Below are 25923 nucleotides of genomic sequence, written 5' to 3'. Positions count from 1 at the left end.
GACGACGTTGTGGGGCATCGGTGCTTCGCCCCGCGGACGGACGCCCGCGGCGCATTTAATCATCCAGCTTGTTCAAATCCCGCACCGACTGCATGATCGGCTCGAAATTCGAGCGCGCATCCAGCGCGTCGAACAATTGTGCTGTGTCCTCCAATAGACCGTGCGACCGCGCGATGGCGATACGCACGTCTTCCTGCGGCGTGTCCGACAGCCGGCCGTGGCCTGATAGCAGGATCTTCGCGTTCAATCCCTTGAGCCGCTCCAGCGATTCGATGTAGTCGGCGATGCTGCCCGAACCGAACACGCCGCCCATCACGCCGCCTGGCATGAGCGTATCGGCGGCAAACAGCAGCCCCTTGTCCTGATCGAACAGCGTGATGCAGGCCGACGTGTGTCCTGGCGTGTGCATGACGTTGAGACGGAAATTGCCGAGGTCGATCAGATTGCCTTCCTCGAGCCAGATGTCGATATTAACAGGTACGTTCGGCTCGTTGAACATCTTTCGCAGCATCGAGAAGTCGTCGCGCAGCATGATCTTGTTGGCGGCGAGGCGATGGGCGGCGACGAAGGTGCGGCGCTCGTTGAAGTGCCAGGCCGCGCCGATGTGGTCGAGATGCTCGTGGCTGAGCACCACCATGTCGATCTTTTCCGGCGGGCAGCCGGCGAAGTTCAGGCATTCGACCATCGCCGCATAGTTCGAGGACAGCCCGGTATCGATCAGGATGATCCGCGCCGAGCCGCGCACGAGATAGACGTTGGCGGCGCGATTGGAGAAGCGGATCTGGTAGACGTCGTCCGCGGCCTGGATCAGCGAGCAGGTGTCGTTCTTCATCAGGACCGGAAAGGCCGTGGGCTTGCCGTCGCTCATGATTGGGCCGCCCGGTAGCTGACCGCGTTGGCGGCGCGCAGGCGTTTCGACAGCGCATCCATCACCATCAGTGCAAACGCCGGCTGCTGGCTGACGAGATAGACGAAGCGGGCGTGGTTGACCCTCATCACCTTGGTGTTCGGTGCCGCCGCGATCGCGGTCGCCGAACGTGCGGAGCCGTCGATCACGGCCATCTCGCCGAAGAATTCGCCCTTGCCGAGTTTGATGATGCTGGTCTTGCTGGCGCCGCTGATCTTGGCGATCTCGACCTCGCCGTCGAGGACAACGTACAGCTCGCGGCCGGTCGAGCCTTCCTCGAAGATGATGTCATCGACGCCAAATTCGTTGATGCACTTCTCGATCGTCATGACACCCCCAAGGGCCGTCTGCAGCCGTTCTGGCTGACAGGACAGTCATGTTAGCGGGGTAACAGGGGCGGGCAAACAGCCCGTTCGGCGGGAGCGTGGCCTGCCGCAGAGCAGCATCGGCTGACAATTTGTTGCACAGCGCCACACCGGTTCCACGTTCCCGGCCCAATTCGGCCCCGGATGAGTTCCTAAAATTTTGGTAAGCGGGTCCGCAGGTAAGGAATTCGCAAGCAATGAAAGTTACCAAAAGGTCAACCGAGACTGGAGTATTTGAGCCGTGAGCGAACCAATGGCCGAGCAGGCCGTCCAGGATACTGGCGTCGTCGAAGCCGCCGCGACCGCGCCGCAGGCCGTCGAGGCTGCGGGGATCGAGGCCCCTTCGATTGCCCCCGACCACGAAACGCCGCCCAAGCCTGATCCAGTGAAGCCCGACCCGGTCAAGATCGAGCCGCCAAAAATCGAGGCGTCAAGGATCGAGGTGCCCAAGTTCGAGGCCAAGCTTGAGCCCAAAGCCGAGACCAAGTCCGAGCCGAAGCCCGGCAAGCTCATCGTCATGGCACCCGCGGAGCGGTCCTGGGACCGTGAAGAGTTTGCCCCGCATGTGAAGGCGGACGAGCCGCGCGAGACCGGCGGCAAGCGCCGCCTGTCGGCGATGGCTGCGGTGGTGGCGATTGCGGCCAGTGTCGGCGCCATCAGCGGCGCGCTCGCGACCGCAGGGATGATGCACTTCGCAAGCCCCGCGCCGGCACAGGTTGCCGACACCAGCGCGCTGGAATCCTCGGTCGCCCGGATCGATGCCGATGTCGTCGCGCTCAAGGCGAACGTAGAACATACCTCCAAGACCGGTCTCGGCCAGTTCAACCGCACCAACGACCGCCTCGACAAGCTCGAGAAGGCGCAGGCCGAGCCGATGGCCAAAATCGCGAAGCTGTCGGAGACCGTCGACAAGCTCCGCGCCACCCCGCCGGCGGCTCCCGCCCAGGCCGCGGCCGCCGTGCCAGCCAGGGAGACCACCGGCTCGATCGCGCCGACCCAGGTTGCGACCGCCGCAGCTGCGCCGGCTCCCGCCGCGCCCAAGCCCGAGGTCGGCCGGCTGCCGACGGTCGAAGGCTGGGTGCTGCGCGACGTCTCCAACGGCGGCGCGCTGATCGAGGGCCGCGGTGGCCTCTACGAGGTCTACGCCGGCGACCCCATCCCCGGCGTCGGCCGTGTCGATGCGATCCGCCGTCAGGACGGCCGCTGGGTGGTCGTCACCAGCAAGGGGCTGATCGTCTCGCGCTGAGCGGCTGCTATCCGATTTCCGAAAAGGCGCTTCACCACCATGTGAAGCGCCTTTTTGCTTGAATAGCCATCCCTGCGCGGTGTTACCTGAGACATGAGCCGCGCGTTGCGAATTCTCGTTGCCGTCGCCGTGTTTCTCGGCGGCATCCTGTCGTCGTTGGCCGCGGAGAACGCGCAACTGGCGCGCGGCACGGCGATCACCGATCCCGATCTTCTGCGCGAGCTCGACCAGCACGATGCACTCACGATCTCGCGCCTGTTGTGGCCGGAGGGGAACGCGAACTTTCCGCTGACGACCGATCTGATGTTCTCGTGGTTGTCCCAGCTCAAGGAGATTCCTCCCACGATCGGCGCGGAGATCGACCGCTACGTCGCCCGGCAGAAGGCGGCATATCCGACCGAGACCATCGGCGTCGGCGAGGGCTTCGACGTACAATTGTTCGATCGGTCCAATCTGAAATCCCGCGACACCCGTTTCGTGCTGGCCGGCATCGTCAACCGCATGGACCGGGCCTATGTCTCGGAAGATTCCTGCGGCGAGATCAGGCTGATCTATCGTCTCGCGCGTTTCGAGATCAAACCGGACGGCGGCACGACCGCAACGCGGCTGCCGATGACGCTCAATCTGGTGATGAAAGCGCGCGATGCGCGGCAAACGGATGCGAGCGGCAAGCCGATCACCTGCGCCGAGGTCGCGCGACGCTGGCTCGGCAATGGCGACTGGCAGGGGCTGATCGGCAGCAGCTTCCATCCTTACGATGCGATGCTCGATCGCATCGAGACCAACATTCAGATCTCGGTTGCAGCGAAATCGGCACTGCACGATTTCCGCTCCGACTATCTGCTCAAGGTGTTCAAGTACGACGCTGTCTCGAAGACGTTCGCGGAATCGACGCTGGAGAACCAGATCGACCGCAACCGTATTCTTGCCGATAATGATCTCCGGCGCGACTTCAGGGATTGGCTGCTCGCGCCCGATCATCTTCGTGAGTTCGATCGCGGCACGGTGCTGATCCCCGAGAAATTCCTGGCCAAGGCTGCAATCGTGCCGACGCCAGCCGGCCTCGATGCTTCTCCGTTGCAGCCCGAGTTCGGGATGATGCAAGGGGAGGGCAATGGAGAGGGACAAGGCGAGCCGGTCTTCTCCGAGAACGACGTAGTTGGTGCGCTGAAGCAAGCTGCTGCGCGCGGGGACATGCTGAACGTCCGCTCCGTCGCGGGCTTCCAGCGCCGCCTCAATGACGTCAGTTGCGCCGGCTGCCACCAGACCCGCGGCATCGGCGGCTTTCATTTTCCGGGCGTCGATTGGCTTGCGGACAAGCCGTCCAATGCCACCATCGTGCCGGCTTCCCCGCATTTTCTTGGCGACCAGGTCCGCCGCCGCGACATCCTGACCGCGATCGCCGCGGGCAAACGTCCTGATTTCTCACGCGGTTTTGCCAGCCGGCCGCAGACCCGCGGCAGCACTGAGCTGGCCGGGACCGAATATCAGGATGGTTGGGGCGCGCATTGTTCCCTGGAAAATGCGGGATCGGGATCGGCCGACAGGAGTTTTACGTCATGGAGCTGTGCTAAAGGGCTGACCTGTCAGGCTGCCGCGGCCTCGCGCCGCATCGGCATGTGCTTCATCAAGACGCGTTAGCGCGTGATCCGGAAAAGTGTGCAGCGGTTTTCCGAAAAGATCACGCGCAAGATAAAGCCCACAAAGCGATTTGGATGACCCATGACGGACTCCAGCGACGCCAACAAGGAGCGCAATCGCGAGATCGCGCAGAATGAAGAAGCCAAGCAGGTCGGCGGCAGCGTTCGCGTCAGCACCTGGGCGGTCGCGGTCGTCGTCATCATTGGCGGAATCCTGGTCACGCTCGGCTGGCTGGCGTTGAAGTAGCATTCTTTCGTCATGCCCGGGCTTGTCCCGGGCATCCACGTTCTGGTGTCCACGCTCAAGATCGTGGATGGCCGGACAAGCCCGGCCATGACGCCGAGACGAAGTGGCGCGAGCGCCCTCACTTCGCGTAGTTCGTCATCCGCTTGCCGGGCAGCAGCTCGTAGGCCGGCTTCCACCCGGGTAGTGCGGCCATGCGGCCAAGCCAGGCGTGGATGGCGGGATAGCTTTCCGCGAAATCGAAGCCGTGCTCGTCGCTCGGATAGTGCAGATAGGCCATCATCGAGATATCGGCGACCGTCGGCCCGGTGCCGATCGCGAATTCATTATGCTGGAGATGGCCGTCGAGAATGCCGAGAAAATCCTCGAGCCGTCGGCGAAAGTGTTTCAGCACCTGCGGGTCGTTGTTTGGCGTGAACGCGCGCATGAAGCGGTAGGTTGCCATGTAGCCGGTGAGCTTGTGGTTGTCCCAGAACAGCCAGCGCAGCAGCTCGAACTTTTCCTCCTCGGTCTCGGCACCGAAACGCCCGTATTGCTCGGCAAGCTTGAGCAGGAGAGGCGCGGTCTGCGTCATCTTCACACCGTCGACTTCGAGCACGGGAATCTCGCCCATCTCGTTCACGCTCTTGCGCCATTCCGGCGTGCGCGTGACGCCGCCGCCAAAGTCGGTCCAGACCGGCTCGAACCTCTCGCCGCAAAGCGTCAGCATCAGCGCCAGCTTGTAGCTGTTGCCGGATTCGGGGAAGTAGTGCAGGCGGTAGCTGGGCATGTGACCTCGCGATGGCCGTGATTGTTGAAGTAAGCTATCCCCTTACGGTCGTCCCGGCGAAGGCCGGGACCCATAGCCACCGAATATGGTTTGGCGAGGACTCGGAGTTGTCGGCTTGGGCGACAACTTCCTCTCTGGGATATGGGTCCCGGCCTTCGCCGGGACGACAGCGTGAATGTATCACCGCCGTCGGCTCCTTACCCCACCGCCCCCTGCGACCGCAGCTGCTTGATCGCGGCGTCGTCGTATCCCGCGCCACGCAAAATCTCGTCACTGTGCTCGCCGACGCCGGGCGGCTTGCGCGGCTGCACTTTCTTGGCGCCGTCGATCCAGATCGGGCTGGAGATGGTGAGCATGGTGTCGTTCTCGAACGGCACCAGAACCTCGTTGTCGAGCATCTGCTTGTCGTTCGGGATGTCGTCCAAAATGCCGACGATGCCGAACACGAGTCCATTGCCGTCGAGGATCTTGCGCCATTCGGCGAGATCTTTGGTCGCAAAGGTTTCGTCAAAGATCTTGATCAGCTCGACGGAGCGGGCGTGGCGGTCGGGTTTGGTAGCGAAGCGCGGATCGGTGATGAGGTCTTCGCGGCCGAGACACTTGGCCAGCGTCGGAAACTGCTTCTCCTCGCTCAACAGCGACAGGATCAGCCAGCGGCCGTCCTTGCATTGATAGTGGTTGGCGACCGCGTTCAACGCGCGTTCGCGCGGCCGCCGCTCGGCGAACTTGGCGCCGCAGAGCTTTGCCTGCGCCAGCACGCTCGCAGCCCACACGCCGTTCGCCATCAGATTGGAGGCGACATGCGAACCCTTGCCGGTCTTCTCGCGCTGGTACAGCGCGGTGACGATGGCGCCGTAGAACGCCATGGCGCAGGGATGGTCGCCCATGCCGGCGACCGAGCGGGCCGGCGTCGTGTCGGTGTCGGCGCGGACGAGGTCCATCAGGCCGGAGCGCGCCCAATAGGCGTTGCTGTCGAAGCCGGGCTTGTTGGCCTCTTCGCCCTTTTCGCCGTAGCCGGTGAAGGAGGCGTAGATCAGCCGGTCGTTGAGATGGGCGAGGTGGTCATAGGTGATGCCGAGCTTGGCGCGCACCGGCGGCGGCATGTTGGTGATGAAGACGTCGGCCTCTTCGACGAGCTTGTAGAGCACCGCCTGCGCCTCGGGCTTTGCGAGGTCGAGCGCGATGCTCTTCTTGTTGCGGGCCTCTAGCAGCCAGGCGAAATTGTGCTCGCTGGTCGGATAGCCCGGAATGTTGGGCAGGTTGCGGTAGGGATCGCCGGCGCCGGGCGGCTCGATCTTGACGACATCGGCGCCGAAATCCGACAGCACGGTCGCGGCGGCTGGTGCTGCGATGAAGCTCGCGCAATCCAGCACCTTGAGCCCTGCAAAAATGCCCTTTTCCATCGCGCCGTTGCTCCCTCGCTCGTGTTGTTTCCCGCGCGCTGGAATTGGCGAGGGCCACGTCACGGGCAGCATTAGACCGATGTTTCGGCGGGATGCAACGCTCCTCGCCGCGCCTCACTCATCCCCTGCGAGCAGGGCAGCGTTGCCGCCGGCTGCGGCGGTGTTGATCGTTACGGTCTGCTCGGTCGCAAAGCGCGCGAGGTAGTGCGGGCCGCCGGCTTTCGGACCGGTTCCGGACAGGCCGTTGCCGCCGAACGGCTGTACGCCGACCACGGCGCCGATCATGTTGCGATTGACGTAGATGTTGCCGATCTGGACGCGGTCGACGATCGCCTCGATCGTATCGTCGATACGGGAATGGATGCCGAGCGTCAGCCCGTAGCCGGTGCGCTCGATGGCTTGCAGGACGCGTTCGACATGTTCGGCACGATAGCGCACGACGTGGAGGATCGGGCCGAACACCTCCGAGGTCAGCTGGCCGGCATCGCCAAGCTCGAAAATATGCGGCGCGACGAAGCAGCCCTCCGGCGCGCTGCCGGCAAAGTGCAGCCGCGCCTCGGTCTTCATTCGTGCGATATGCGCATCGAGGTGCTGCTTGGCCTCGATATCGATCACCGGGCCGATATGGGTTGCGACGTCGCTTGGATCGCCGATCTTCAACTCGCGCGCCGCGCCCGCGATCATCTCGATCATGCGGTCGGCGACGTCCTCCTGCACGAACAGCAGCCGCAGCGCCGAGCAGCGCTGGCCAGCGGAACGAAACGCCGAAGTGACGACATCGTCTGCGACCTGCTCGGGCAAGGCCGTCGCATCCGCGATCATGGTGTTGATGCCGCCGGTCTCGGCGATCAGCGGCACGATGGGGCCGTCCTTGGCCGCCAGTGCCCGGTTGATGCTGCGCGCGACCTCGGTCGAGCCGGTAAAGACGATTCCGGCGATATCGGGGTGCGCGGTCAGCGCGGCGCCGACGCGGCCGTCGCCGACGACGAGGTGCAGCGCGCTCGCGGGGATGCCGGCCTCGTGCAGCAGCCGTATCGTCTCAACCGCGATGCGCGGGGTCTGCTCTGCGGGCTTGGCCACCACGCTGTTGCCGGCCATCAGCGCGGCCGTGACCTGGCCGAGGAAGATCGCCAGTGGAAAATTCCAGGGCGAGATCGCCACGAAGACACCACGGCCGCGCATGGCCAGCGCATTGCTCTCGCCGGTCGGACCCGGCATCGCCACATCGTTGCCGAACAGCTTGCGACCCTGCGCGGCGTAATAGCGGCAGAAGTCGGCGGCCTCGCGCAGCTCCGACAGCGCATCGTCGAGCGTCTTGCCGCCCTCGCGTTGCAGCAGCGCGATGAAATGGGGCGCGCGGTTCTCCAGAAGATGCGCGGCCTGCTCCAGCGCCGCCGCGCGCGTGGCTGCGGGTGTCCGGCTCCAGGCGGCAAAGCCCGCGCGCGCAGCCGTCACGGCCGCGTTGGCCTGATCCGGCGTTGCATCGGCGATCGGCTTGAGATCGATCCTCTCGGCCTTGACGTCGGTCAGCAACCGGTCGAGCGCGGCTCGCGCGCCGAATTCGACGCCGCGTGAATTGCGCCGCTCCGGCGCGAACAGATCGCCCGGCAACGGAATCTTGGGATGGGCCGCCTGCTGCGGCCGGACAACGGCATCCGCCGGACGTTGCAACAGCGCCGTAACAGGCACGCGGTAATCGGACGCCTGCGCCACGAAGGAGGAGTTGGCCCCGTTCTCCAACAGTCGCCGCACCAGATAGGCGAGCAGGTCGCGATGGCTGCCGACCGGGGCGTAGGTGCGGTAGGCGATGTCGGGGTGGTCCTTGGCGAGCTGCTCGTAGAGCGCCTCGCCCATGCCATGCAGGCGCTGGAATTCGAAGCCGCCGTTCGCACCGGCAAGCTCCAGCACGGTCGCGACGCTCAGCGCGTTATGGGTGGCGAATTGCGGGAAGATGCGTGGCCGCAGGCTCAACAGCTTTTGGGCGCAGGCGACGTAGTTCAGATCCGTCATCGCCTTGCGGGTGAACACGGAATAGCCGTCGAGCCCGCGCTCCTGCGCGCGCTTGATCTCGGTGTCCCAATAGGCACCCTTGACCAGCCGCACCATCAGCTTGCGGTCATGCGCGCGGGCGAGCGCATCGACATAGTCGATCACGGCGCCGGCACGCTTCTGATAGGCCTGGATCGCGAGGCCAAATCCGTCCCAGCCGGCAAGCGAGGGATCGGCGAGCGTTGCCGCGATCACGTCGAGGGACAATTCCAGCCGGTCGGCTTCCTCGGCATCGACGGTGAAATTGAGATCATGGGCCTTGGCGCGCTGAGCAAGGTCCAGCAGTTGCGGCACCAGCTCAGCCATCACGCGGTCGCGGCTGATCGCCTCAAAGCGCGGATGCAGCGCCGAGAGCTTGACAGAGATGCCGGGCCGGTCGGGCAGGGGATGGTTGCCGGCCGCCTTGCCGATGGTCTCGATCGCGCTGGCATAGGCGTCGAAATAGCGCCTGGCGTCAGTGGCCGTGCGCGCGCCTTCGCCGAGCATGTCGAAGGAATAGCGCGGCCTCTCGCCGGAGCGCGGCCGGGCCCGCTCCAGGGCCTGCGCGATGGTCTCCCCCAGCACGAAATGATTGCCCATCAGCCGCATCGCCTGGCGCGTGGCGGTGCGCACGGCCGGTGCGCCCAGCCGCTTCACCAGCCGGCCGATGGTGCCATCGGGCGTCTCGCCGGGCTGGATCACCCGCGCCGAGAGGCCTAATGCCCAGGCCGAGGCGTTGACCAGGAAGGCGGTGGACTTGGTCTCGTGGTGGATGAAGTCGCCCTCGCCGAGCTTGTCCTCGATGAACTGGTCGGCGGTGCGCGCGTCCGGCACGCGCAGCAGCGCCTCGGCCAGCACCATCAAGGCGAGCCCTTCCTTGCTCGAGAGCGCGAACTCCCGCAGCATGTCCTCGACCCCACCAAGCCGGTCGTCGCGCTTGCGGATCGCTTCGATCAGCCGGGTCGCGGTGCGATCGATCCGCGCCTCCTGCGGCGCGCCGAGATGTGCAGATGGCAATAGGCGCGCGGCGATGTCGGCATCATCGGGCGCGTAGGCTGCGGAGAAGGGAGGCGGAACGTTCGGCATGGCGTGTCCTGTGGCTCCAATCCAGGATAATGCCCACGCGACCTTAGCTCGATAGACAATTTAGCTCATTCGGCTTAGAAAATGAAGCTATCGAGTTATTTGGCCTTATGAACTATGGAATTAGATCGAACCGACCGGAAAATCCTCTCGATTTTGCAGCAAGACGGGCGAATCGCCAATGTCGAGCTCGCGGAACGCATCGGGCTGTCGCCCACCTCGATCGGCGAGCGGCTGAAGCGTTTGCAGCGAGAGGGTTTTATCGAGGGCTATGGCGCGCGGCTCAACCCGCACCGGCTCGGCCTCGGGCTCCTGGTGTTCGTCGAGGTGCTGCTCGACAAGACCACGCCCGACAATTTCGAGCGTTTTGCGCGCGCGGTGAAACTCGCGCCCGAGGTGCTGGAGTGTCACATGGTTGCTGGCGGCTTCGACTATCTTGTGAAGGCGCGGCTGGCCGACATGACCGCGTATCGACGTTTCCTCGGCGAGACCCTGCTGTCGATGCCGGGCGTGCGCGAAACGCGAACCTATGCGGTGATGGAAGAGATCAAGCGCGACGCACCATTGCCGGTGGACTAACGAAGTGCCGTCGCGATTGTCATTGCTGTGGCGTCGAACGGGCGGTCTTCGCGGGCAAATAGTTCTCCGTGTGCAATCGCAACGCCTGTCGTCGAGTGCACTGACCGTCTTCTGAAATTTCTTGGCCCGGCTCCCGGATCGATCCGGGAGTTAGCAAAAGCCGGCGGGCTTATACTTTGAGGTTCTCTGCGGAGCTTTTGCCTCGGTTTGCGATCTCTTCATATTCCACCGTCTGTCCTTCGTTCAGGGACGACAGACCGGCTTTCTGCACTGCCGAGATATGCACGAACACATCCTTGCCGCCCGACGCAGGCTGGATAAATCCATAACCCTTCGTCGGGTTGAACCACTTGACCGTACCTTTAGCCATCACGACTTCTCCGCGGGTCTTCCTCCGAGATCTCGAACCGCCAGTCCCCGCCAACCGGCCGGTTCGGTCCTAATACGATACGCGGAATGTGGCTGGCTTGGTAGCTCAAACCACATCGGCATTTCGCCGAATTCCGCTCAACTTCGCGGCGTTTTTGCCGGATTTGCCCGTTTCGCGGTCACTTGGTCCGCGCGCCGCGCGCCATCCGTCAATAAGTCGCGGCCAGATAATCGACGATCTTGCCGACATCGGCATCGTCGATGGGGGCGCCATAGACCTTGATCATCTTGGTCACCTCGGCCTGCCAGAAACCTTTCTTGTCCTTCATTGGCGGCTGCGTGTTGATGTAGTCGGACGAGTGGCAGGCCGTGCAATTGCCCTGAACCACTTCGAGATTGGGCCCGGGCTTGAACGCCGCGACCTCATCGGGGGTCTTGTAATTGACCGGTGCTGCAAGTGCCGAACCCACCACGGCGGCGAGGGCGAACGAGACGGCGAGGAAAACGGTGCGCTGCATGATCATTCCCCTCAAGCCACGGTGACGCGGACGGTTTCGACGACGTTGCGTAGATAACCCGCCGGATTCCAGCGCGGCGTATCCGGCTGGGTTTCGCCGCCATTGCCGGTGGCGCGCACCTTGAGCTCGTGGGAGCCCGCCGCGAGCTTCACCGGCAGCGTCCATTCACGGAACGAGTATTTGCCAAGATCCTTGCCGAGCTTGGCGCTGGTCCAGCTCTTGCCGCCATCGGTGGAGACCGCGACCTCCTTGATACCTTTGCCGCCGTCGAAGGCGATGCCGCGCAGCGTGGTGCCGCCTGCTTTCAGCTTGGCGCCGTCGGGGACGCTGGTGATGAAGGAACGGATGGTGAAGCGGTTGATCGGGATCGTCGCCTTCGGTGCGGTGCCGGGCTCGACCGCATTGTTGGGCGTGTCGGGAATGCGATAGGCCGACTTCATCCAGAAACCGTCATAGACATTGTCGACGACGGTGATCTCGTTGAGGTGCTTGACCCAGTAGGTGCCGAAATAGCCGGGCACGATCAGGCGCAGCGGAAAGCCGTTGAGGAAGGGCAGGTCCTCGCCGTTCATGCCATAGGCCAGCATCACCTCGCCGTCGCTGGCATGATCGATATCGAGTGCCTTGACGAAATCGGGCGTCTTGTCGCTGACCGGACCGTCCATGCCGTTGAAGGTGACCTGCTTGGCGCCGCTCTGCACGCCCGCCATCGCCAGCACGGCCTTCAGCGGTACGCCGCGCCAGCGCGCATTGCCCATCGCGCCGTTGGCGAGCTGGCCGCCGGCCACGCGCGGATCCAGGAAGCCGCGGCTGTTGCCGGAGCACTGGTTGACGGCGACGATCTCGGTCGCCTTCATCTTCCTTATGTCCTTCAGCGACAGCTTGAGCGGCTTGTCGACCTTGCCCTTGACCTCGAGCGTGAACTTGTCGGGATCGAGACTGTAGGGCAGGTCGGAAAGGTGATAGCGCACGAAGAACGCGTTATTCGGCGTGATCGGGCCGTCGTTGAACACCGCGAACGGCGTCTCGAGCTGCGGCGGGCGGCTGGTCAGGCCGATCATCGGCCGCTTCTGCGGATATTTCACCAAGGGCCGTTCACCATTGGCAAAGGGAAGGGCGACGGTGTCGAGTGTCAGCGCCTTGGTCGGGTTCAGTGCAGTCGCAACAGCGGCAAGGCCCGCTCCTTTGAGCAGGTCGCGTCGATCGAACATGTGGTCTCCTCCCGGAGCTTTTTCGTTGATCGCGGTCATCACCGCAATCTCGCGCTCATCTGTCGCAACGACCCCGATGAAGTCAATTCGTGCTTTCGCAGCAGGCCCATGCCGCTGCGTTGCAGCAAGCCGGTGTTACGCCGCGACGCGTTCGCCATGATCGACCAACGCCGACAGCTCCCTGGCGTCCGCGACGACGCGCACGGCCATCGGTTCGTCGCGGCCGCGGATCGCGACCTCCTGCTGCGGCAGCGCATCGTCGGCAAGGCCGGCAGTGCGGCGGACTTCCTCCGAGACGACCGCTTCGCAGGCCAGTGTCTTGGTCATGTCCTGGAGCCGGGCCGCGACGTTGACGGCATCGCCCAGCGCCGTGAAGACGATGTGATCGCGATAGCCGATGTCGCCGATGATGACCTCGCCGCCGTGGATGCCGATGCCGAAGCGGATCGGCTGGCGCAGATCGTGGCTCAGGAGCTCGTTGAGCTCGTCGATATGCACGGCGATGCCGGCTGCTGCTTTCAGCGCCTGCCGGCAGGCTTCTTGCGGATCGGCACTCAGTCCGAACAGCGCCAGCATGCCGTCGCCGACGAATTGGTTTGGCTGGCCGCCGTTCTCAATCACGGCCTGCGAGACGGCGCCGAGGAAGCGATTGACGATGAACACAGTGTCGAACGGCAGCCGCTTCTCGGCGAGCTGTGTCGAGCCGCGCATGTCCACGAACAGGCTGACGAGATAGCGCTCCTGGCCGATTCTGGCGGGCGTCGAGGCCTGCGCGCTCGCTGTCAGGGTATGCGCGGTGAAGAGTTGGAAGAAGGAGAGATCCGACGTCGGCCGCAGCTGGCAGGCGAGCCTGATCGAGGGGTCGCTGGTGCCGACACGGGTGAGCACGAACGCCTCGCGCTGCGAGGGCTCGGGCAGGACGTCATGATCGCCGATGATGCGGATGCGGCAGGTCGAGCAGCGGGCGCGGCCGCCGCAGACGCTGGCATGCGGCACATTGTGGCGCAGGCTCGCCTCCAGCACGGAGAGGCCCTTTGGGACGCGCACCGTCTTGCCGTTGCCGTAGGACAGCGCGATCATGCCACCGCGTCGTTCGCGCAAGGCCCGTACGCCGCGTGCGGCCAGCGCCAGGGCGAGCAATCCGAGATAACCGGCGGTGAGGCCGCCGGTGATGCGGTCGAGCGTCGTGGCCTCGGCAGCCGTGCCAACTTGGCGGCGCGTGAGATTATGCGTCCTCCATTCCCCATCGTCGGCCTCGATCTCGACGCTGCGGCCACCTTGGTAGACACCCAGCAGCGACAGCGTCGGAATCAGCACGGCCGCCGCGAGCAGATAGGGCGCCGCGCGCATGAAGAACGGTTTGAGGCGAAGCCAGAAATAGATGCCGATGCAGCCGTGCACCCACGCGATGAGAAGCAGGATCGTCATCGTCCAGATCCGACCCGGCGATGCGACAAAGAACAGATAGAGTTCCTGCGGATAGAGTTTCTGGTGTCCGTACAGCGTCTGGCCGAGCCGCACGCCGATCACATGCCCCATGACCAGCGCGGGGATGCTCAAGCCCAGCACGAGCTGCAGCGGCTCGACCGTCCGCCAGCGGAACTGCCGGCGCTGGTACAATGCATAGATGCCGAGCCCCATATGCGTGAGCGCCGCCGTGTAGAACACGATCGTTACAGGCAGGAACTGCCAGAACAGCGTGTGGTAGTAGACCCCGATCTCCATGGCATCGACCGAGATGTTGCCGAGCGCATGGTTGAGGAAATGACTGATGACATAGGCGAACAGGATGACGCCGCAGACCAGCCGCAGCTGGCGCAAGCTGATGGCGCGGGAAAGCTCGGAAAATCGTGAGGATGCGGTTGCGGCCATGATTCTGTTGTATCAGTTCATGAAGGAGAACAGCCAGCGCCGCGTTTAATTCCGGCGGTGGATAGCTTACGGGATCACATCCGCGGCAAGCCGCACTCTCAACGTCATCCCGGACAAGCGCGCCCCTAGGCGCGCGCCGATCCGGGACCCATAGCCACCGGACCGGGTTTGGCGACGACTCGTGGCGATCAGCTCGTGCCACGCCACTCCCTGTGGCTATGGGTCCCGGGCTCGCGACTACGTCGCGCCCCGGGATGACAGGTTTCTTCCCTCAACATTGACTCCCCCTCCCAGGTTGGCGAAAAGCGCCGCCGTGACGACAGCTCCCGACATCACGATGCCCCCCGTAGGCGCGGCGCGCCGGCCGCTCGTCATGGCCGCGGCGATCATTGCTGCGATGACGCTGCTGCGCATGGTCTACGCCTCCGCCATCGAGCTGCGTACGGACGAGGCCTATTACTGGACGTGGTCGCAGGAGACGGCGCTCAGCTTCCTGGATCATCCCCCCGGCATCGCCTGGCTGATCCGGTTCGGCACTGCGATCTTCGGCGACACCACGCTCGGTGTGCGCTTCGGCGGCATCGTCGCGATGCTGGTGACGCAGCTCCTGCTCGCCGACATCGTCCGCCGCCTCACCCATGATGTGCGCGCCGTCGTGCTCGCGGTACTGATGCCGGAGGCCGCGCTCTATTACGGCCTGCTGATGGCCAAGGTTGCGCCCGATGTCGCCATGATCCCGTTTGCGGTGGCGATGATGTGGTGCCTGGCGCGGCTTGCGCAGGGCGGCGACGGCCGCTGGTGGCTCGCGGCCGGCCTGTTCGCCGGGCTGGCGATGCTGTCGAAATTCACCGTGATCATGTTCGCGCCGGCGGTTGCCGCCTTTCTGCTGGTGCCGGATTGGCGCTGGCGCTGGCTGCGCAGCCCCTATCCGTATCTAGCGGTCCTGATCGCAATCGCCGTGTTCTCGCCGGTCCTGATCTGGAACGTGCAGCACGACTGGGCCGCGATCCGCTTCCAGGGCGTGCGCGCCACCACCAGCTACGGCTTCTCGCTCCGCACCTTCGGCGATTACATCGGCCTGCAATTCGGACTGGTCGGCTTCGTCATGCTGCCGGTGGTGCTCACAGGGGTGGTGCTGACGGCGTGGCGCGGTTATCGCACGCGCGAGCCGGTCGCGATTTTGCTGTCGACCGCGGTGCTGGTGCCATTTCTCTATTTCCTGGCGAAATCGCTGACCCTCCGCGTCGGCGACACCTGGCCGATGTTCATGTGGCCGGTCGGCTTTGCCGCCGCCGCTATCAACCTCACCATGCTGCCGCGTGAGAAGTGGTCGGCGCGAATGATCAGGTCGTCGCTGTTCTGGGCCAATACGGCGGTGGTCTCGGGAATCGCTTTTGTCGTGGTCGTGTTCCTCTATTACGTCGCCACGCCCTGGAATTTGCTCGGCAAGATCGATCCGATCGGTGCCGAGTCCGGCTACGAGCAGGTCGCCGCGCGCGCACAGGCCGCATTGGACGAAACCGGCGCGACCTGGATCGCCACGACGGACTATCGCACCTATGCCATGATGCGCTGGCTGTTCAGGGGCCGCGTGCCCGTGATCGAGATCAACGAGCGCGGCCGCTTCCAGGACTTTCGCGATCCCGGCCTGGACCGGATCCGGGGGCACGCCGGCATCTATGTCGGACGCGAGCCGGACAATCGTTCGCCGCTGTGGGAGATCATCCCCGCCAAGCGCGAGCAACTCGGCCAGGTCGAACGACGCTGGCGCGGTCTTGTGATGGATACGTATGTGGTGGAGAAGCTGTCAGGCTGGACCCCGGAGCTGTCGCCACCGAAGGACTCACCGCTGTTCCAGTGGCGCGTGCTGGCGGGCGAGTTTGAGTTGCGTACGCTCGCCTAGCAAGGCGGGCTTCTTCCTTCTCCCCTTGTGGGAGAAGGTGGCGCGAAGCGCCGGATGAGGGGTCTCTATCGGCTAAGACGACTGCGAGAGGCGCGCGCGGAGAGAGACCCCTCACCCGTCTCGCCGCTGCGCGTCGAGCCACCCTCTCCCACAAGGGGAGAGGGGAAAACGAGGGCGTCGCGAACAGAACGCTACTCCTCCTCATCCTTCTTCCGCAGCAGATCCGTCGCGAGGTCCGACAGTTTTGGCGGCGGCAGGGCCGCGAATGGCAGCGGCCGTGTGACGTCGATCGCGGCGAGGCCCAGCCGCGCCGTCAGCAATCCATTCAGCATGCCTTCGCCCAGCCGCTGCGACAGCTTCGCCGCAATGCCGTGGCCGAGCATCTGCTGCACCAGGCTGTCGCTCGCCGCCATGCCGCCGGTGATGGCGAGATGGGCGATGACGTGGCGGAGCAGGCGGATCATACCGAGCGCGCCGGGACGGCCGCCATAGAGCCGCGCAAGTTGGCGTATCAATCTCAGAGACGCCACGAATACGAACAACACGTCGATCGCGGCACGCGGGCTCACCGCCGTGACGATCGAGACCTTCTGCGCGGCTGACGACACCAGCCGCCGCGCCTCGATGTCCAGCGGCGACATCAATTCGCGCTCGGCGAGCCGGATCATGTCGGCGCCGTCGATGATTTCGCCGGCGTGGCTTTCCAGCGTGGCGCGGGCGCGCGCGAGCTGCGGGTTCTGATGCGCGATCTTGAGCAGGTCCTGCACGATGATACGGCTCTCGTTGCGATCGTCGCTGGCAAGGACGGCGGCTGCGCGCTGATGCAGCTTTTCGATGGTTGCCAGCCGCGCCAGCCCGAATGCCTCGCGTCCGGTCACCACCGCGAGCGCAAGGGCGGTGAGGGAGGCAAGCGCCAGTCCGACGAAGCCGAGGCTGTCGCTGCGTGCAAACAGATCCTCGATCAGACGGACGACACCAAGCCCGACGCCGAGCAGCGTCAGCCCGGCAACGCCGGACCAGAACAATGCGCCCCAGGGAAAGCCGCGCCGCGCCGGAAGCGTCGCTGCGATCGGCACCGGCAAATTCGTCGGATCGGGCTCCGGCGTGATCTGGATGGTGGTGCGGCCGAGCCGCGTCGTCTCGTCTGCCTCCGTGACGACGACGCCGGGGTCGTCGAGCCGGAACGTCGCCGGTCGCCGTGGCTTCGATCGGTCGTTCATGACAATTTGTCTCCGATCAGGAACTGCAAGGCACGGTCGAGGCGGATGTGAGGCAGCGCCGGCTGGTCGGCTCCCTCGCGTTCGAGCTTCGGGGGACGAAAGCGCAGAAAGCGAAAATCGCTCTTTTCGTGGGGCCCGGTCGAGAGCCCGCGGAACGCATCGGTGCCATTGAACAGCGGCTCGGGATCCAGCGGCAGGTCGCCCGGAAAGGTCGCGACTTCCGTGTTGCCGTCGAAGAACTCGCCGCCGGCGCTTTCGCCCGCGGCCGGTGTTCCCAAAATTGACGGCAATTTGTCACGGCCATGCGCGACCTGCGCCTCGCGCGTGGCGCGGACGGCGGCGAGTGCGACAACGTCGATCGCCGCGCCGGTAGTTTCCGCGCGGGCGACGGCGCCCGAGACCGCGCGGCGCAGCACGGCCTCGAGCCGGTCGTGGCTGGAATGATGCAGGTGATCCGCCTTGGTCGCCGCGAACAGCACGCGGTCGATGCGCGGCCGAAACAGGCCGCTGAGGAACGTGCTGCGGCCTATGTTGAAGCAGTCGAGAATGCCCGCGAGTGCGGCTTCGAGATCATGCAGCGCTTCGGGGCCGGCGTTGAACGCGGCGAGCGCGTCGGCCAGCACGATCTGGCGATCGAGCCGGGCAAAATGATCCCGGAAGAACGGCCGCACCACGACGTCCTTGTAGGCCTCATAACGGCGCACCATCATCGCCCACAGCGATCCCTCCGGCGCCTGGCCGCCCGCGGGCACGTCGAGCGGCGCAAAGGTCAGCGCCGGTGTGTCGGCGAGATTGCCCGGCATCAGGAAGCGGCCCGGCGGCAGCAGGCTCATCGCAAACCGCTCGTCGCGGCAGCCTTGCAAATAGCCCCTGAAGAGCTTTGCGGCCGTGAGCGTCGCCTGCTCGTCTTCGCGCGCCTCGGGCTTGAGCGTTGCGAGATGCGCGTGCCAATCCGCGGCAAGATGGACGCGCGGCGCCTCGCGCGACAGCGCCAGGCTCTCGGCCGACCATTGCTCAAAACTCTTCTGAAGCAGCGGCAGGTCGAGCAGCCACTCGCCGGGATAGTCGACGATGTCGAGCGTCAGCGTGCGGTCGGCGCCGTTCTGGCGCTGGTAGTCGATGACGAGCCTGAGCTCGCTGATGTCCACAGTCGAGCTCGGCCAGCGCCGCTCCTCGATCAGCGCGCGCAGATGGCTCTCATAGGCAAATCTGGGGACGGCGTCGTCCGGCTGCGGCGCCAGATGCGCCCGCGCGATCCGCCCGGATGAAATGGCCTCGAACACTGGAAACCGCCCACCGCGCGTCAGACCGTGGATCAGCGCGGTGATGAACACCGTCTTGCCGGCCCGCGACAGGCCGGTAACCCCCAATCGTACCGTCGGATTGAAGAAATGCTCGCCGTAGTCGATCAGCGCCCGAGCCGACAGGCGCGCCTCCTCGAACATATCCTGGAAACTAAATGCCATATGAACGTTGGGAATCCCGGGCGGGGGCGGATACGCAAAAAGGACTAGTCACAAAAATGGCAACTGCCTGAGGAAAATCAAGCTTCATACTTCCACCGTCTTTGTCGGCAAATCAGCCGTTTGAACGACGCGCCGATCCCGAAATACCCATACAAGAGGGTATTGTCTCACTTTGCGGATTGCCATGACCGTCTTCCAACTGAAACAGCTCGCATCCTCCTCCGTCCACGCAGCCGCCGACGCGATCGGCTGGCATTACGACCGCGCCGAGCTGATCGCCGACGGCGTGATCCATGCGATCGGCGTGCTCTGCGGCATCATTGCCGCGACCGTGCTGGTGGTGCTGACGGTGCTCTATGCCGACGCGACCGACATCGTCGGCGTCGCGATCTACGTCGCCGGCCTGCTCTCGATGCTGGTGTTGTCGGCGACCTATAATCTGTGGCCGATCTCACCGGCCAAATGGCTGCTGCGGCGCTTCGACCATTCCGCGATCTATCTCCTGATCGCGGCGACCTACACGCCGTTCATCCTGGAGGTGAAGGACAGCGGCTTCGCGCTGGTGCTGCTCACCGGCGTCTGGTGCGTGGCGATGCTTGGCATCGTGCTCAAACTTCTCTACCCCGGCCGGTTCGACCGCGTCGCGGTCGGCATCTACCTTGCAATGGGCTGGAGCGGCATCATGCTCTACGATTCCGTGGTCAAGGCGCTGCCTGCGCTGGTGCTGGGCTTCATCCTTGCGGGCGGACTGCTCTACAGCTTTGGCGTGATCTTCCATGCCTGGCGGCGGCTGCGCTTCCAGAATGCGATCTGGCACGGCTTTGTCTTGGCCGGCGCGGCGTGCCATTATACCGCGGTGCTCGACCTCGTGTTGAGCTGAGCAAGCTCCGCGAAACGGAATAAGCGAAGCGGTATAAGACAAGAGGAGACGTCGCATGCAGGTGACCGGCAAGGTCGTGGTCGTCACGGGCGGCGCCAACGGCATCGGCAAGGCGCTCTGCGAGGCGTTTCACAAGGCGGGTGCGGCCAAGGTGGTCGTCGCCGACATGGACGCGGACAATGCGCGGGCGGTCGCTGCCACGGTGGATGGCGCGGCGTTCAAATGCGATGTCGCGCAGGAAAAGGATATTTCCCACGTCATCGAGGAGACCGAGCGGCAGTTCGGCCCGATCGAATTGTTCTGCTCCAATGCCGGCATCGGCGGCGGTTTTGATCCGATGTCGGTCAATGCCGGCGGCGCCTCGGATGAGCCGTGGCAGCGCAGCTGGGCTATTCACGTCATGGCGCATGTCTATGCGGCGCGGCATCTGATCCCGCGCATGAAGACGCGTGGCGGCGGTTATTTCCTCAACACCATCTCGGCCGCGGGGCTGCTGTCGCAGGTCGGCAGTCCGGCTTACTCCACCACCAAGCATGCCGCGGTCGGCTTTGCCGAAAATCTCGCGATCTCGCACAAGGCGCACAACATCCGTGTCTCGATCCTCTGCCCGCAGGGCGTCGACACCAACATGCTGCGTTCGATTCCGAAGGGCCCGCAATCCGGCGACGGTGACCTCTCGCCCGAGCAGGTCGCGAACGACGTGCTCGGCGGCCTCGCGCAGGAGACGTTCCTGATCCTGCCGCACCCGCAGGTGCTCGGCTACATGCGCAAGAAGACCGAGAATTACGACCGCTGGATCGGCGGCATGGCCAAGATCCAGGCCAGGATGCGGGAAGAATTCGGGACGTAGGGAAGGCGGGCGCCAACACTCGCTGTCGTCCCGGCGAAGGCCGGGACCCATAATCCCAGGGAGTAGTTGTTTGGCTCGGCCGTAAACTCCGAGTCCTCGTGACCACATCCGCCTGTGGGTATGGGTCCCGGCCTTCGCCGGGACGACGCTGGTGGTCACGCCGCCGACTTCACCTCGCCCTCCACCCGGCTCTGCCGCAAAGCCTGCGCATAAAGCATCATCCCTTCCCGCACCGTGCGCTGCTCGGCCTCCGTCAGCGCCGCAAGTGCGCCACTCACCTGCTGCCGTCCGAACGCGTGCAGCGCCTCCAGCGTGCGGCGGCCCTTCGCCGTCAGCGACAGCAGCTTGCTGCGTGCGTCGGCGTCATCGGGCGTCTCCCGCAACTCGCCGCAGTCGATCAGCTTGCGCACCAGGCGGCTGACGCTCGATTTCTCCAGCCGCAGGAAATCGCCGAGCTCGCCCGAATTCATCGGCCCGCGGATACCGATCTCCAGGATCGTGTGCACGGCCGACGGCGGATAGTCCGATGCCGCCACGGTCGCATCCATGAAGCCGAGCTCGCGCACCATCAGGCGCGACGCCGCGCGGATGTCGTCGATCAGCGAAAGCCCGGTCATGCTTGACTCCGCGCATATAGTTGTACCATACAACTATATGCGCGCAACGGCGCGCGCAAGCGTTTTGGAGCGAGCCATGAGCGGAACTTCGCCGGCGGGGGCGCGGATGAGGGGCAAGGTCTGCCTGGTGACGGGTGGCGGCAGCGGCATCGGTCGTGCCACGGCCTTGCGAATGGCGTCCGAAGGCGCGGAGGCGGTTGTCGTGGCGGGCCGGCGCGAAGCCGAGATCGACGCCGCCGCCGCGGCGTGCCGCGAACTCGGTGCGGACGCCATCGCGATCAAGACCGATATCACGCGCGAGGACGACGTCGCACGCCTGGTTGGCACGGCCGTCGAGCGATGCGGCCGGCTCGACGTCGCCTTCAACAATGCCGGCTTCCAGGAGCGCCGCGCGCCGCTGGAGGAGCAGGGCACGGATGTCTACGACAGCGTGTTCGACACCAATGTCCGTGCGCTGTTCCTGTGCCTGCGCCATCAATTGCCGGTCATGCTCGCGAAAGGCCGCGGCAGCATCGTCGTCAACGCCTCCGTCAGCGGCGTGCGCAACCCCAATCCCGGCTTCTCGCTCTACTCGGCATCCAAAGCTGCGGCGATCTCGCTGACACGTTCTGCTGCGATGGAGAACGCTCCACGCGGCATCCGCATCAACGCCGTCGCCCCCGGCCGCGTCGTCACCGACATGATGCTGCGCGCCGGTGTCGGCGATGTCGCAACCGTCAGCGCGGGCCTGCCGCTGCGGCGGATGGGGAGCCCGGAGGAGGTGGCCGAGGCGGTGGTGTGGCTATCGTCCGACGCGTCGTCTTATGTCGTCGGGCATGTGCTGGCGGCGGACGGCGGATTCCTGGCGTCTTAGATTTGCGCGGCGGCATTGGCCAAAAACCTGGTGTCGTCCCGGCGAAGGCCGGGACCCATAACCCCAGGGAGACGTTTGGTGAAGATGGGTTGTTCGGGATTGGCGCCGCGCACAATCGATGAATCGCGCGGTATGGGTCCCGGCCTTCGCCGGGACGACGCAGTCAATGCTTCTGCCCGTACAGCACCGGCACCGCCGAGTCCACCACGACCTCCACGAGGCTCGTGCCTTCGAACGCCAACCCGCGCTTGAGTGCCTCGCCCAGCTCCGCTGCCTTGCTCACCCGCACCGCGTGGCAACCCATGCCTTCGGCGAGCCGGACGAAATCGATCCCCGGCAGTTCGAGTCCCGGCACGTTCCTCACCTGCATCACCTGGCTGAACGAGCGCATCGCGCCGTAGCCGGAATTGTTGATGACGACGGTGGTGAGCGGCAGCTTGCGCTGCGCGGCGGTCCACAGCGCCTGGATCGAATACATCGCCGAGCCGTCGCCGATCAGGCACACCGTGCGGCTCTTCGGCTTGCCCAACGCCATGCCGACCGCGGCCGGCAGCGAGTAACCGAGGCCGCCGCTCGCCATGGTGTAAAAACTGTCCTGACCGCGCATCGGCATGAACTTTTGCATCGCCGGTCGATGCGAGGGGATTTCCTCGACCAGCGACGCGCCATCCGGCATCGCCTGCGACAGCGAATGCAGCAGGAATTCGACCGGCAGCGGATCGCCGGCTTGCGGGGCCGGGGGCAGCGTACGTCCCTTCGGTGCCGCGCGCTTGTTCTCGGGCAGGAGATCGAGCAGCATTGAAAGCGCCGGCTTCATCGTCGCGATGATGCTGGTTCCGACCGGCGTCACCGCTGCGGCATCGGGGTCATCCGTGATCTGGAAGATCGTCGCGCCGCCGTCGAAGATCGCGGCGTGGCCTTCGACGTGGAAGGTGAACACCGGCGCGCCGATCACGATGACGAGGTCGTGCTCGCGCAGCGCGTCCGACAATTGCGCCGGCGAGGCATGCAGGAAGCCCGCGAACTGGGGATGGCGTTCCGGGAACGAGCAGCGCGCCGAAAACGGGCTGACCCAGACACTGGCCCTTGCCTTCTCGGCCACGCGCACCATCAGGTCGACCGCGCTGGCGCGATCGACGCCGGGGCCGACGACGAGGGCAGGGTGTTTGGCCGAACCGAGCGCTGTGACCAGCGCGGTCATCGCATCAGCCTCGGGCCCGATCTCGCGGCTGACCTTGCGGGATTCGACAGGAGCTGCGGCATGCGCCCAGTCGTCGACCGGAATCGAGACGAAGGTCGGCCCGCATGGCGGCTGCATCGCGGTGTAATAGGCGCGCGCGATCGCGGCCGGCACGTCCTCGGGTCGCGCCGGCTCCACGCTGTATTTCACGTAGGGCCGCGGGAATTCGGAGGCGCGCTCCGCATAGAGGAATGCCTGCAACGGAAGGATCGAGCGCGCCTGCTGGCCCGCGGTGATCACCAGCGGCGTCTGGTTGCGATGCGCGGTATAGATGTTGCCGAGCGCGTTGCCGACGCCGGCTGCCGAATGCAGGTTGACGAAGCCGGCATTGCGCGTCGCCTGCGCATAGCCGTCGGCCATGCCGACCGCGGAGGCTTCCTGAAGCGCCAGCACGTAGTCGATGTCGTCGGGCCAGTCGCTCAGGAATGGCAGCTCGGTCGAGCCTGGGTTGCCGAACACCTTCTTGATGCCGAAGGAGCGCAGCAGGTCGAGCGTCGCCTGCTTGACGGTGACGGATTTGCTGCCGCTCTTGCCGTTCTTCGCCATGATTTCCGTTCCCTGATGTTTGTCGGCTATCAGCCCCACCCGTCATTGCGAGCGAAGCGAAGCAATCCAGAATCTCTCCGCAGTGACAGTCTGGATTGCTTCGTCGCTTCGCTCCTCGCAATGACGAGGAGAGAGCGTCACCACACCGCCGTTCCCTTCATCGTCGGCTGTCCCTCCGCGTTCGCGGTCCACAGCTCCATGCCCGCCTCGGTCTCGTTGGCGTTGATGGAGAACTCGGAACCCTCGAACAGCGGCTGCACCCCGCGATAGGTGAATTTCTTCGGCGCCTTGCCGCCGTGCAGCTTCGCCGCCATCTCGATGATGAACGTTGCCTGCAACGGCCCGTGGAAGATCAGGCCCGGATAGCCCTCGACTTTGGTGACGTAGTCGCGGTCGTAATGGATGCGGTGGCCGTTGAAGGTCAGCGCGGAATAACGAAACAGCAGCACGGGGTCCGAGACATGCGTCTCGCGATGCTGCGCCTTCGGCGGCGGAGGCGGGGCCTTTGCCGGCGCGGGCGTCGTCGTCATCTCGCGATAGACGATGTTCTGCCGCTCGCGGATGGCGATGCCGCGCGGCGAGGAGATGCTGTGCTCGACCGAGACGAAGCACAGCGTGCCGGTCGAGCCTGATTTCACCTGCACGTCCGCAATGCGCGAGGTTCGCGTCGATTCATCGCCGACGCGCAGCGGCTGCAGGAACTCGATCTCGCCGCCGGCCCACATCCGGCGCGGCAGCGGCACCGGCGGCAGGAAGCCGCCGCGGGTGGGGTGGCCGTCAGGGCCGAGCATCGACATCGGAAACACCGGCTGCGCCAGGCACCAATGCACCGTGAACGGCGCCGCATCGCCCGCCTTGGGCGCGCCGACCTCCTGGAACAGCGTCGCGCGCAGGCCCTTCACGAGCTGCGCCGTGACGGTGTCGGTTGCCTCTTCGCTGCGGCCGATCCACTGCCTGAGATGATCGATGTCGAGCTTCTCGGTCATGACGCCTCGCTCTTGTTATTTCCTGGATTGGGGATTTTCGCCGATCCCTGGCACCGCGCCATAGCTGCGCGTCTCGCCGATGATGATCGGCGCCGGCGCGGGATAGCTGACAGGCCCCTGCGGCGTGTCGACCTCGATGCGGCGCAGGTGCGGATGATTGGTGAGATCGGCCATGGTGTTGACCTCGGCAAAGGCGATGTCGGCGTCGGACAGCCGCTTCAATAGCTCGTCGCGCGTCATCCTGCCGAAGGCATCCGCGACCGTCTTGTCGGTGAAGTCGCGGTTGCGCACGCGCTCGACCATGTTCGCAACGCGCGGATCGGCGGGCAGGTCCGGCTGGTCCAGCACTTTTGCGCAAAGCGTCTTCCACTCGCGCTCGCTCTGGATCGAGATCAGAATGTCCTTGCCGTCGCTCGACGTGAACACGCCGTAGGGCGCGATCGAGGGATGGCGCAGCCCCATGCGCTTGGGCGGATTGCCGGCTTCCGAGTTGAGCAGCGGCACGGTGCACCAGTCCGCCATCACGTCGAACATGGAGATGCGGATGTCAGCGCCCTTGCCGGTGCGTCCGCGCCCGATCAGCGCCTCCAAAATCGCTGCATGCGCGGTGGCGCCGGTCGCGACGTCGACGATGGACATGCCGACCCGCGAGGCGCCGTCGGGATTGCCGGTGATCGAGGCCAGGCCGCTCTCGGCCTGGATCAAGAGATCATAGGCCTTGCGGTGCGCATAGGGGCCCTCGTCGCCATAGCCGGTGATCGTGCACGAGATCAGCCTGGGATAATCCTTCAGCAGCCGCTCGCGCGAAAAGCCGAGCTTGTCCATCGAGCCCGGCTTGAGGTTCTGGATCAGCACGTCGGCGCTCGCGATCAGTCTCTCGAGCTCGGCGCAGCCTTCCTTGGTGGCGAGATCGACCACCGCCGATTGCTTGCCGCGGTTCAGCCACACGAAGTAGCTGCTCTGGCCCTTGGCTGCCGCGTCATAGCCGCGGGCGAAATCGCCTTCCGGCCGCTCGATCTTGATGACCTCCGCGCCGGCATCCGCCAGCCGCGACGAGCAGAACGGTGCTGCCACCGCCTGCTCGACCGCAATCACCCTGATCCCGTCAAGAGCTCCCATGATGGCTGC

At 65.0% G+C, this 25923-nt stretch carries 23 protein-coding genes; 8 read left to right on the top strand and 15 right to left on the bottom strand.

Translation table 11 applies throughout. From position 1 onward, the window contains the following. Window positions 1-55: 55 nt before the first annotated feature. A complete protein-coding gene (locus AC0L3P_RS27930; protein WP_473306921.1) occupies window positions 56-868 on the bottom strand; it encodes an MBL fold metallo-hydrolase in 813 nt (270 codons plus the stop codon). Beyond that, window positions 865-1236, bottom strand: coding sequence for a Crp/Fnr family transcriptional regulator (locus AC0L3P_RS27925; protein ID WP_035974430.1), 372 nt, complete (start codon window positions 1234-1236; stop codon window positions 865-867). Before AC0L3P_RS27925 ends, AC0L3P_RS27930 begins: the two co-directional genes overlap by 4 nt. 289 nt (window positions 1237-1525) lie before the next feature. On the opposite strand from AC0L3P_RS27925, the gene AC0L3P_RS27920 reads away from it, so the two are divergent. From AC0L3P_RS27920 to AC0L3P_RS27910, 3 genes are all read left to right on the top strand, one after another. Further along, complete coding sequence (locus AC0L3P_RS27920; RefSeq protein WP_473306985.1) at window positions 1526-2518, top strand: hypothetical protein; 993 nt, start codon at window positions 1526-1528, stop codon at window positions 2516-2518. 93 nt (window positions 2519-2611) lie between these two features. Then, window positions 2612-4159 carry a hypothetical protein gene (locus AC0L3P_RS27915; protein ID WP_473306919.1) on the top strand — a complete coding sequence of 516 codons (1548 nt, stop codon included), beginning with the start codon at window positions 2612-2614 and terminating at the stop codon, window positions 4157-4159. A gap of 81 nt (window positions 4160-4240) precedes the next feature. Further along, window positions 4241-4405: a hypothetical protein gene (locus tag AC0L3P_RS27910; protein WP_473306917.1), complete on the top strand. Its 165-nt coding sequence runs from the start codon at window positions 4241-4243 to the stop codon at window positions 4403-4405. A gap of 118 nt (window positions 4406-4523) precedes the next feature. Here AC0L3P_RS27910 and AC0L3P_RS27905 read toward each other — a convergent pair whose 3' ends face one another. The 3 genes from AC0L3P_RS27905 to putA all read right to left on the bottom strand — a co-directional run bounded on the left by AC0L3P_RS27905 (window position 4524) and on the right by putA (window position 9688). Beyond that, window positions 4524-5171, bottom strand: a complete 648-nt coding sequence (locus AC0L3P_RS27905) for a glutathione S-transferase family protein (protein WP_473306915.1) — start codon at window positions 5169-5171, stop codon at window positions 4524-4526. Window positions 5172-5368: 197 nt separating this feature from the next. Further along, entirely contained in the window at window positions 5369-6574 is a 1206-nt protein-coding gene (locus AC0L3P_RS27900; RefSeq protein WP_275173630.1) for a CaiB/BaiF CoA transferase family protein, read from the bottom strand. Between the two features lie 114 nt (window positions 6575-6688). Next, the gene (gene putA / locus AC0L3P_RS27895) at window positions 6689-9688 is read right to left on the bottom strand and encodes a bifunctional proline dehydrogenase/L-glutamate gamma-semialdehyde dehydrogenase PutA (RefSeq protein WP_473306911.1); all 3000 of its coding nucleotides are present in this window, start codon (window positions 9686-9688) and stop codon (window positions 6689-6691) included. Between the two features lie 114 nt (window positions 9689-9802). Here putA and AC0L3P_RS27890 point away from each other — a divergent pair, with 114 nt between their 5' ends. Continuing rightward, complete coding sequence (locus AC0L3P_RS27890; protein WP_007596520.1) at window positions 9803-10264, top strand: Lrp/AsnC ligand binding domain-containing protein; 462 nt, start codon at window positions 9803-9805, stop codon at window positions 10262-10264. A gap of 169 nt (window positions 10265-10433) precedes the next feature. On the opposite strand, the gene AC0L3P_RS27885 is transcribed toward AC0L3P_RS27890, so the two are convergent. The 4 genes from AC0L3P_RS27885 to AC0L3P_RS27870 all read right to left on the bottom strand — a co-directional run bounded on the left by AC0L3P_RS27885 (window position 10434) and on the right by AC0L3P_RS27870 (window position 14234). After that, window positions 10434-10634, bottom strand: coding sequence for a cold-shock protein (locus AC0L3P_RS27885; RefSeq protein ID WP_007596519.1), 201 nt, complete (start codon window positions 10632-10634; stop codon window positions 10434-10436). Between the two features lie 208 nt (window positions 10635-10842). Beyond that, a complete protein-coding gene (gene sorB / locus AC0L3P_RS27880) occupies window positions 10843-11151 on the bottom strand; it encodes a SorB family sulfite dehydrogenase c-type cytochrome subunit (RefSeq protein ID WP_473306907.1) in 309 nt (102 codons plus the stop codon). Window positions 11152-11162: 11 nt separating this feature from the next. Continuing rightward, the gene (gene sorA, locus AC0L3P_RS27875; RefSeq protein WP_473306905.1) at window positions 11163-12362 is read right to left on the bottom strand and encodes a SorA family sulfite dehydrogenase catalytic subunit; all 1200 of its coding nucleotides are present in this window, start codon (window positions 12360-12362) and stop codon (window positions 11163-11165) included. 135 nt (window positions 12363-12497) lie between these two features. Further along, complete coding sequence (locus AC0L3P_RS27870) at window positions 12498-14234, bottom strand: adenylate/guanylate cyclase domain-containing protein (protein ID WP_473306900.1); 1737 nt, start codon at window positions 14232-14234, stop codon at window positions 12498-12500. Between the two features lie 337 nt (window positions 14235-14571). Between AC0L3P_RS27870 and AC0L3P_RS27865 the strand changes: the two genes are divergently transcribed. Next, a complete protein-coding gene (locus tag AC0L3P_RS27865; RefSeq protein ID WP_354062026.1) occupies window positions 14572-16137 on the top strand; it encodes a glycosyltransferase family 39 protein in 1566 nt (521 codons plus the stop codon). Between the two features lie 191 nt (window positions 16138-16328). Here AC0L3P_RS27865 and AC0L3P_RS27860 read toward each other — a convergent pair whose 3' ends face one another. Both AC0L3P_RS27860 and AC0L3P_RS27855 read right to left on the bottom strand, forming a co-directional pair. Then, the gene (locus AC0L3P_RS27860) at window positions 16329-17357 is read right to left on the bottom strand and encodes a YcjF family protein (protein ID WP_473306897.1); all 1029 of its coding nucleotides are present in this window, start codon (window positions 17355-17357) and stop codon (window positions 16329-16331) included. Further along, on the bottom strand, window positions 17354-18823 hold the full coding sequence (locus AC0L3P_RS27855; protein ID WP_473306895.1) for a YcjX family GTP-binding protein: 1470 nt from the start codon (window positions 18821-18823) through the stop codon (window positions 17354-17356). Before AC0L3P_RS27855 ends, AC0L3P_RS27860 begins: the two co-directional genes overlap by 4 nt. Window positions 18824-19007: 184 nt before the next feature. Here AC0L3P_RS27855 and trhA point away from each other — a divergent pair, with 184 nt between their 5' ends. Both trhA and AC0L3P_RS27845 read left to right on the top strand, forming a co-directional pair. Continuing rightward, on the top strand, window positions 19008-19703 hold the full coding sequence (trhA, locus tag AC0L3P_RS27850; protein WP_473306893.1) for a PAQR family membrane homeostasis protein TrhA: 696 nt from the start codon (window positions 19008-19010) through the stop codon (window positions 19701-19703). A gap of 55 nt (window positions 19704-19758) precedes the next feature. Further along, window positions 19759-20553, top strand: coding sequence for an SDR family oxidoreductase (locus tag AC0L3P_RS27845; RefSeq protein WP_473306889.1), 795 nt, complete (start codon window positions 19759-19761; stop codon window positions 20551-20553). Window positions 20554-20708: 155 nt separating this feature from the next. Here the strand turns inward: AC0L3P_RS27845 and AC0L3P_RS27840 are convergent, their stop codons facing one another. After that, window positions 20709-21170 (bottom strand): MarR family winged helix-turn-helix transcriptional regulator, encoded by a 462-nt coding sequence (locus AC0L3P_RS27840; RefSeq protein WP_473306887.1) that lies wholly within the window; start codon window positions 21168-21170, stop codon window positions 20709-20711. Between the two features lie 76 nt (window positions 21171-21246). Here AC0L3P_RS27840 and AC0L3P_RS27835 point away from each other — a divergent pair, with 76 nt between their 5' ends. After that, the gene (locus AC0L3P_RS27835; RefSeq protein WP_473306884.1) at window positions 21247-22023 is read left to right on the top strand and encodes an SDR family NAD(P)-dependent oxidoreductase; all 777 of its coding nucleotides are present in this window, start codon (window positions 21247-21249) and stop codon (window positions 22021-22023) included. Window positions 22024-22186: 163 nt separating this feature from the next. Here the strand turns inward: AC0L3P_RS27835 and mdlC are convergent, their stop codons facing one another. From mdlC to AC0L3P_RS27820, 3 genes are all read right to left on the bottom strand, one after another. Further along, window positions 22187-23809, bottom strand: coding sequence for a benzoylformate decarboxylase (mdlC, locus tag AC0L3P_RS27830; RefSeq protein WP_473306882.1), 1623 nt, complete (start codon window positions 23807-23809; stop codon window positions 22187-22189). Between the two features lie 137 nt (window positions 23810-23946). Then, window positions 23947-24795, bottom strand: a complete 849-nt coding sequence (locus AC0L3P_RS27825; protein WP_473306879.1) for an HTD2 family dehydratase — start codon at window positions 24793-24795, stop codon at window positions 23947-23949. A 15-nt stretch (window positions 24796-24810) separates the two neighbouring features. Further along, entirely contained in the window at window positions 24811-25914 is a 1104-nt protein-coding gene (locus tag AC0L3P_RS27820; protein ID WP_354061818.1) for a CaiB/BaiF CoA transferase family protein, read from the bottom strand. Window positions 25915-25923: the final 9 nt, after the last annotated feature.

Source organism: Bradyrhizobium sp. WSM4874 (genome assembly GCF_055811835.1).
Note: the sequence above shows the minus strand (reverse complement) of the source record. Positions and strands in the feature narration are given on the sequence as shown.

Excerpts from the sequence above, each read along its gene's own strand:
- mdlC (WP_473306882.1), bottom strand. The coding sequence starts at position 23,809 with ATGGCGAAGAACGGCAAGAGCGGCAGCAAATCCGTCACCGTCAAGCAG.
- AC0L3P_RS27865 (WP_354062026.1), top strand. The coding sequence starts at position 14,572 with ATGCCCCCCGTAGGCGCGGCGCGCCGGCCGCTCGTCATGGCCGCGGCG.
- AC0L3P_RS27905 (WP_473306915.1), bottom strand. The coding sequence starts at position 5,171 with ATGCCCAGCTACCGCCTGCACTACTTCCCCGAATCCGGCAACAGCTAC.
- AC0L3P_RS27860 (WP_473306897.1), bottom strand. The coding sequence starts at position 17,357 with ATGAACGACCGATCGAAGCCACGGCGACCGGCGACGTTCCGGCTCGAC.
- AC0L3P_RS27920 (WP_473306985.1), top strand. The coding sequence starts at position 1,526 with ATGGCCGAGCAGGCCGTCCAGGATACTGGCGTCGTCGAAGCCGCCGCG.
- AC0L3P_RS27915 (WP_473306919.1), top strand. The coding sequence starts at position 2,612 with ATGAGCCGCGCGTTGCGAATTCTCGTTGCCGTCGCCGTGTTTCTCGGC.
- AC0L3P_RS27925 (WP_035974430.1), bottom strand. The coding sequence starts at position 1,236 with ATGACGATCGAGAAGTGCATCAACGAATTTGGCGTCGATGACATCATC.
- AC0L3P_RS27870 (WP_473306900.1), bottom strand. The coding sequence starts at position 14,234 with ATGGCCGCAACCGCATCCTCACGATTTTCCGAGCTTTCCCGCGCCATC.
- AC0L3P_RS27890 (WP_007596520.1), top strand. The coding sequence starts at position 9,803 with ATGGAATTAGATCGAACCGACCGGAAAATCCTCTCGATTTTGCAGCAA.
- sorA (WP_473306905.1), bottom strand. The coding sequence starts at position 12,362 with ATGTTCGATCGACGCGACCTGCTCAAAGGAGCGGGCCTTGCCGCTGTT.
- AC0L3P_RS27820 (WP_354061818.1), bottom strand. The coding sequence starts at position 25,914 with ATGGGAGCTCTTGACGGGATCAGGGTGATTGCGGTCGAGCAGGCGGTG.
- AC0L3P_RS27840 (WP_473306887.1), bottom strand. The coding sequence starts at position 21,170 with ATGACCGGGCTTTCGCTGATCGACGACATCCGCGCGGCGTCGCGCCTG.
- putA (WP_473306911.1), bottom strand. The coding sequence starts at position 9,688 with ATGCCGAACGTTCCGCCTCCCTTCTCCGCAGCCTACGCGCCCGATGAT.
- AC0L3P_RS27930 (WP_473306921.1), bottom strand. The coding sequence starts at position 868 with ATGAGCGACGGCAAGCCCACGGCCTTTCCGGTCCTGATGAAGAACGAC.
- AC0L3P_RS27900 (WP_275173630.1), bottom strand. The coding sequence starts at position 6,574 with ATGGAAAAGGGCATTTTTGCAGGGCTCAAGGTGCTGGATTGCGCGAGC.
- AC0L3P_RS27825 (WP_473306879.1), bottom strand. The coding sequence starts at position 24,795 with ATGACCGAGAAGCTCGACATCGATCATCTCAGGCAGTGGATCGGCCGC.
- AC0L3P_RS27855 (WP_473306895.1), bottom strand. The coding sequence starts at position 18,823 with ATGGCATTTAGTTTCCAGGATATGTTCGAGGAGGCGCGCCTGTCGGCT.
- AC0L3P_RS27885 (WP_007596519.1), bottom strand. The coding sequence starts at position 10,634 with ATGGCTAAAGGTACGGTCAAGTGGTTCAACCCGACGAAGGGTTATGGA.
- AC0L3P_RS27910 (WP_473306917.1), top strand. The coding sequence starts at position 4,241 with ATGACGGACTCCAGCGACGCCAACAAGGAGCGCAATCGCGAGATCGCG.
- trhA (WP_473306893.1), top strand. The coding sequence starts at position 19,008 with ATGACCGTCTTCCAACTGAAACAGCTCGCATCCTCCTCCGTCCACGCA.
- sorB (WP_473306907.1), bottom strand. The coding sequence starts at position 11,151 with ATGCAGCGCACCGTTTTCCTCGCCGTCTCGTTCGCCCTCGCCGCCGTG.
- AC0L3P_RS27835 (WP_473306884.1), top strand. The coding sequence starts at position 21,247 with ATGAGCGGAACTTCGCCGGCGGGGGCGCGGATGAGGGGCAAGGTCTGC.
- AC0L3P_RS27845 (WP_473306889.1), top strand. The coding sequence starts at position 19,759 with ATGCAGGTGACCGGCAAGGTCGTGGTCGTCACGGGCGGCGCCAACGGC.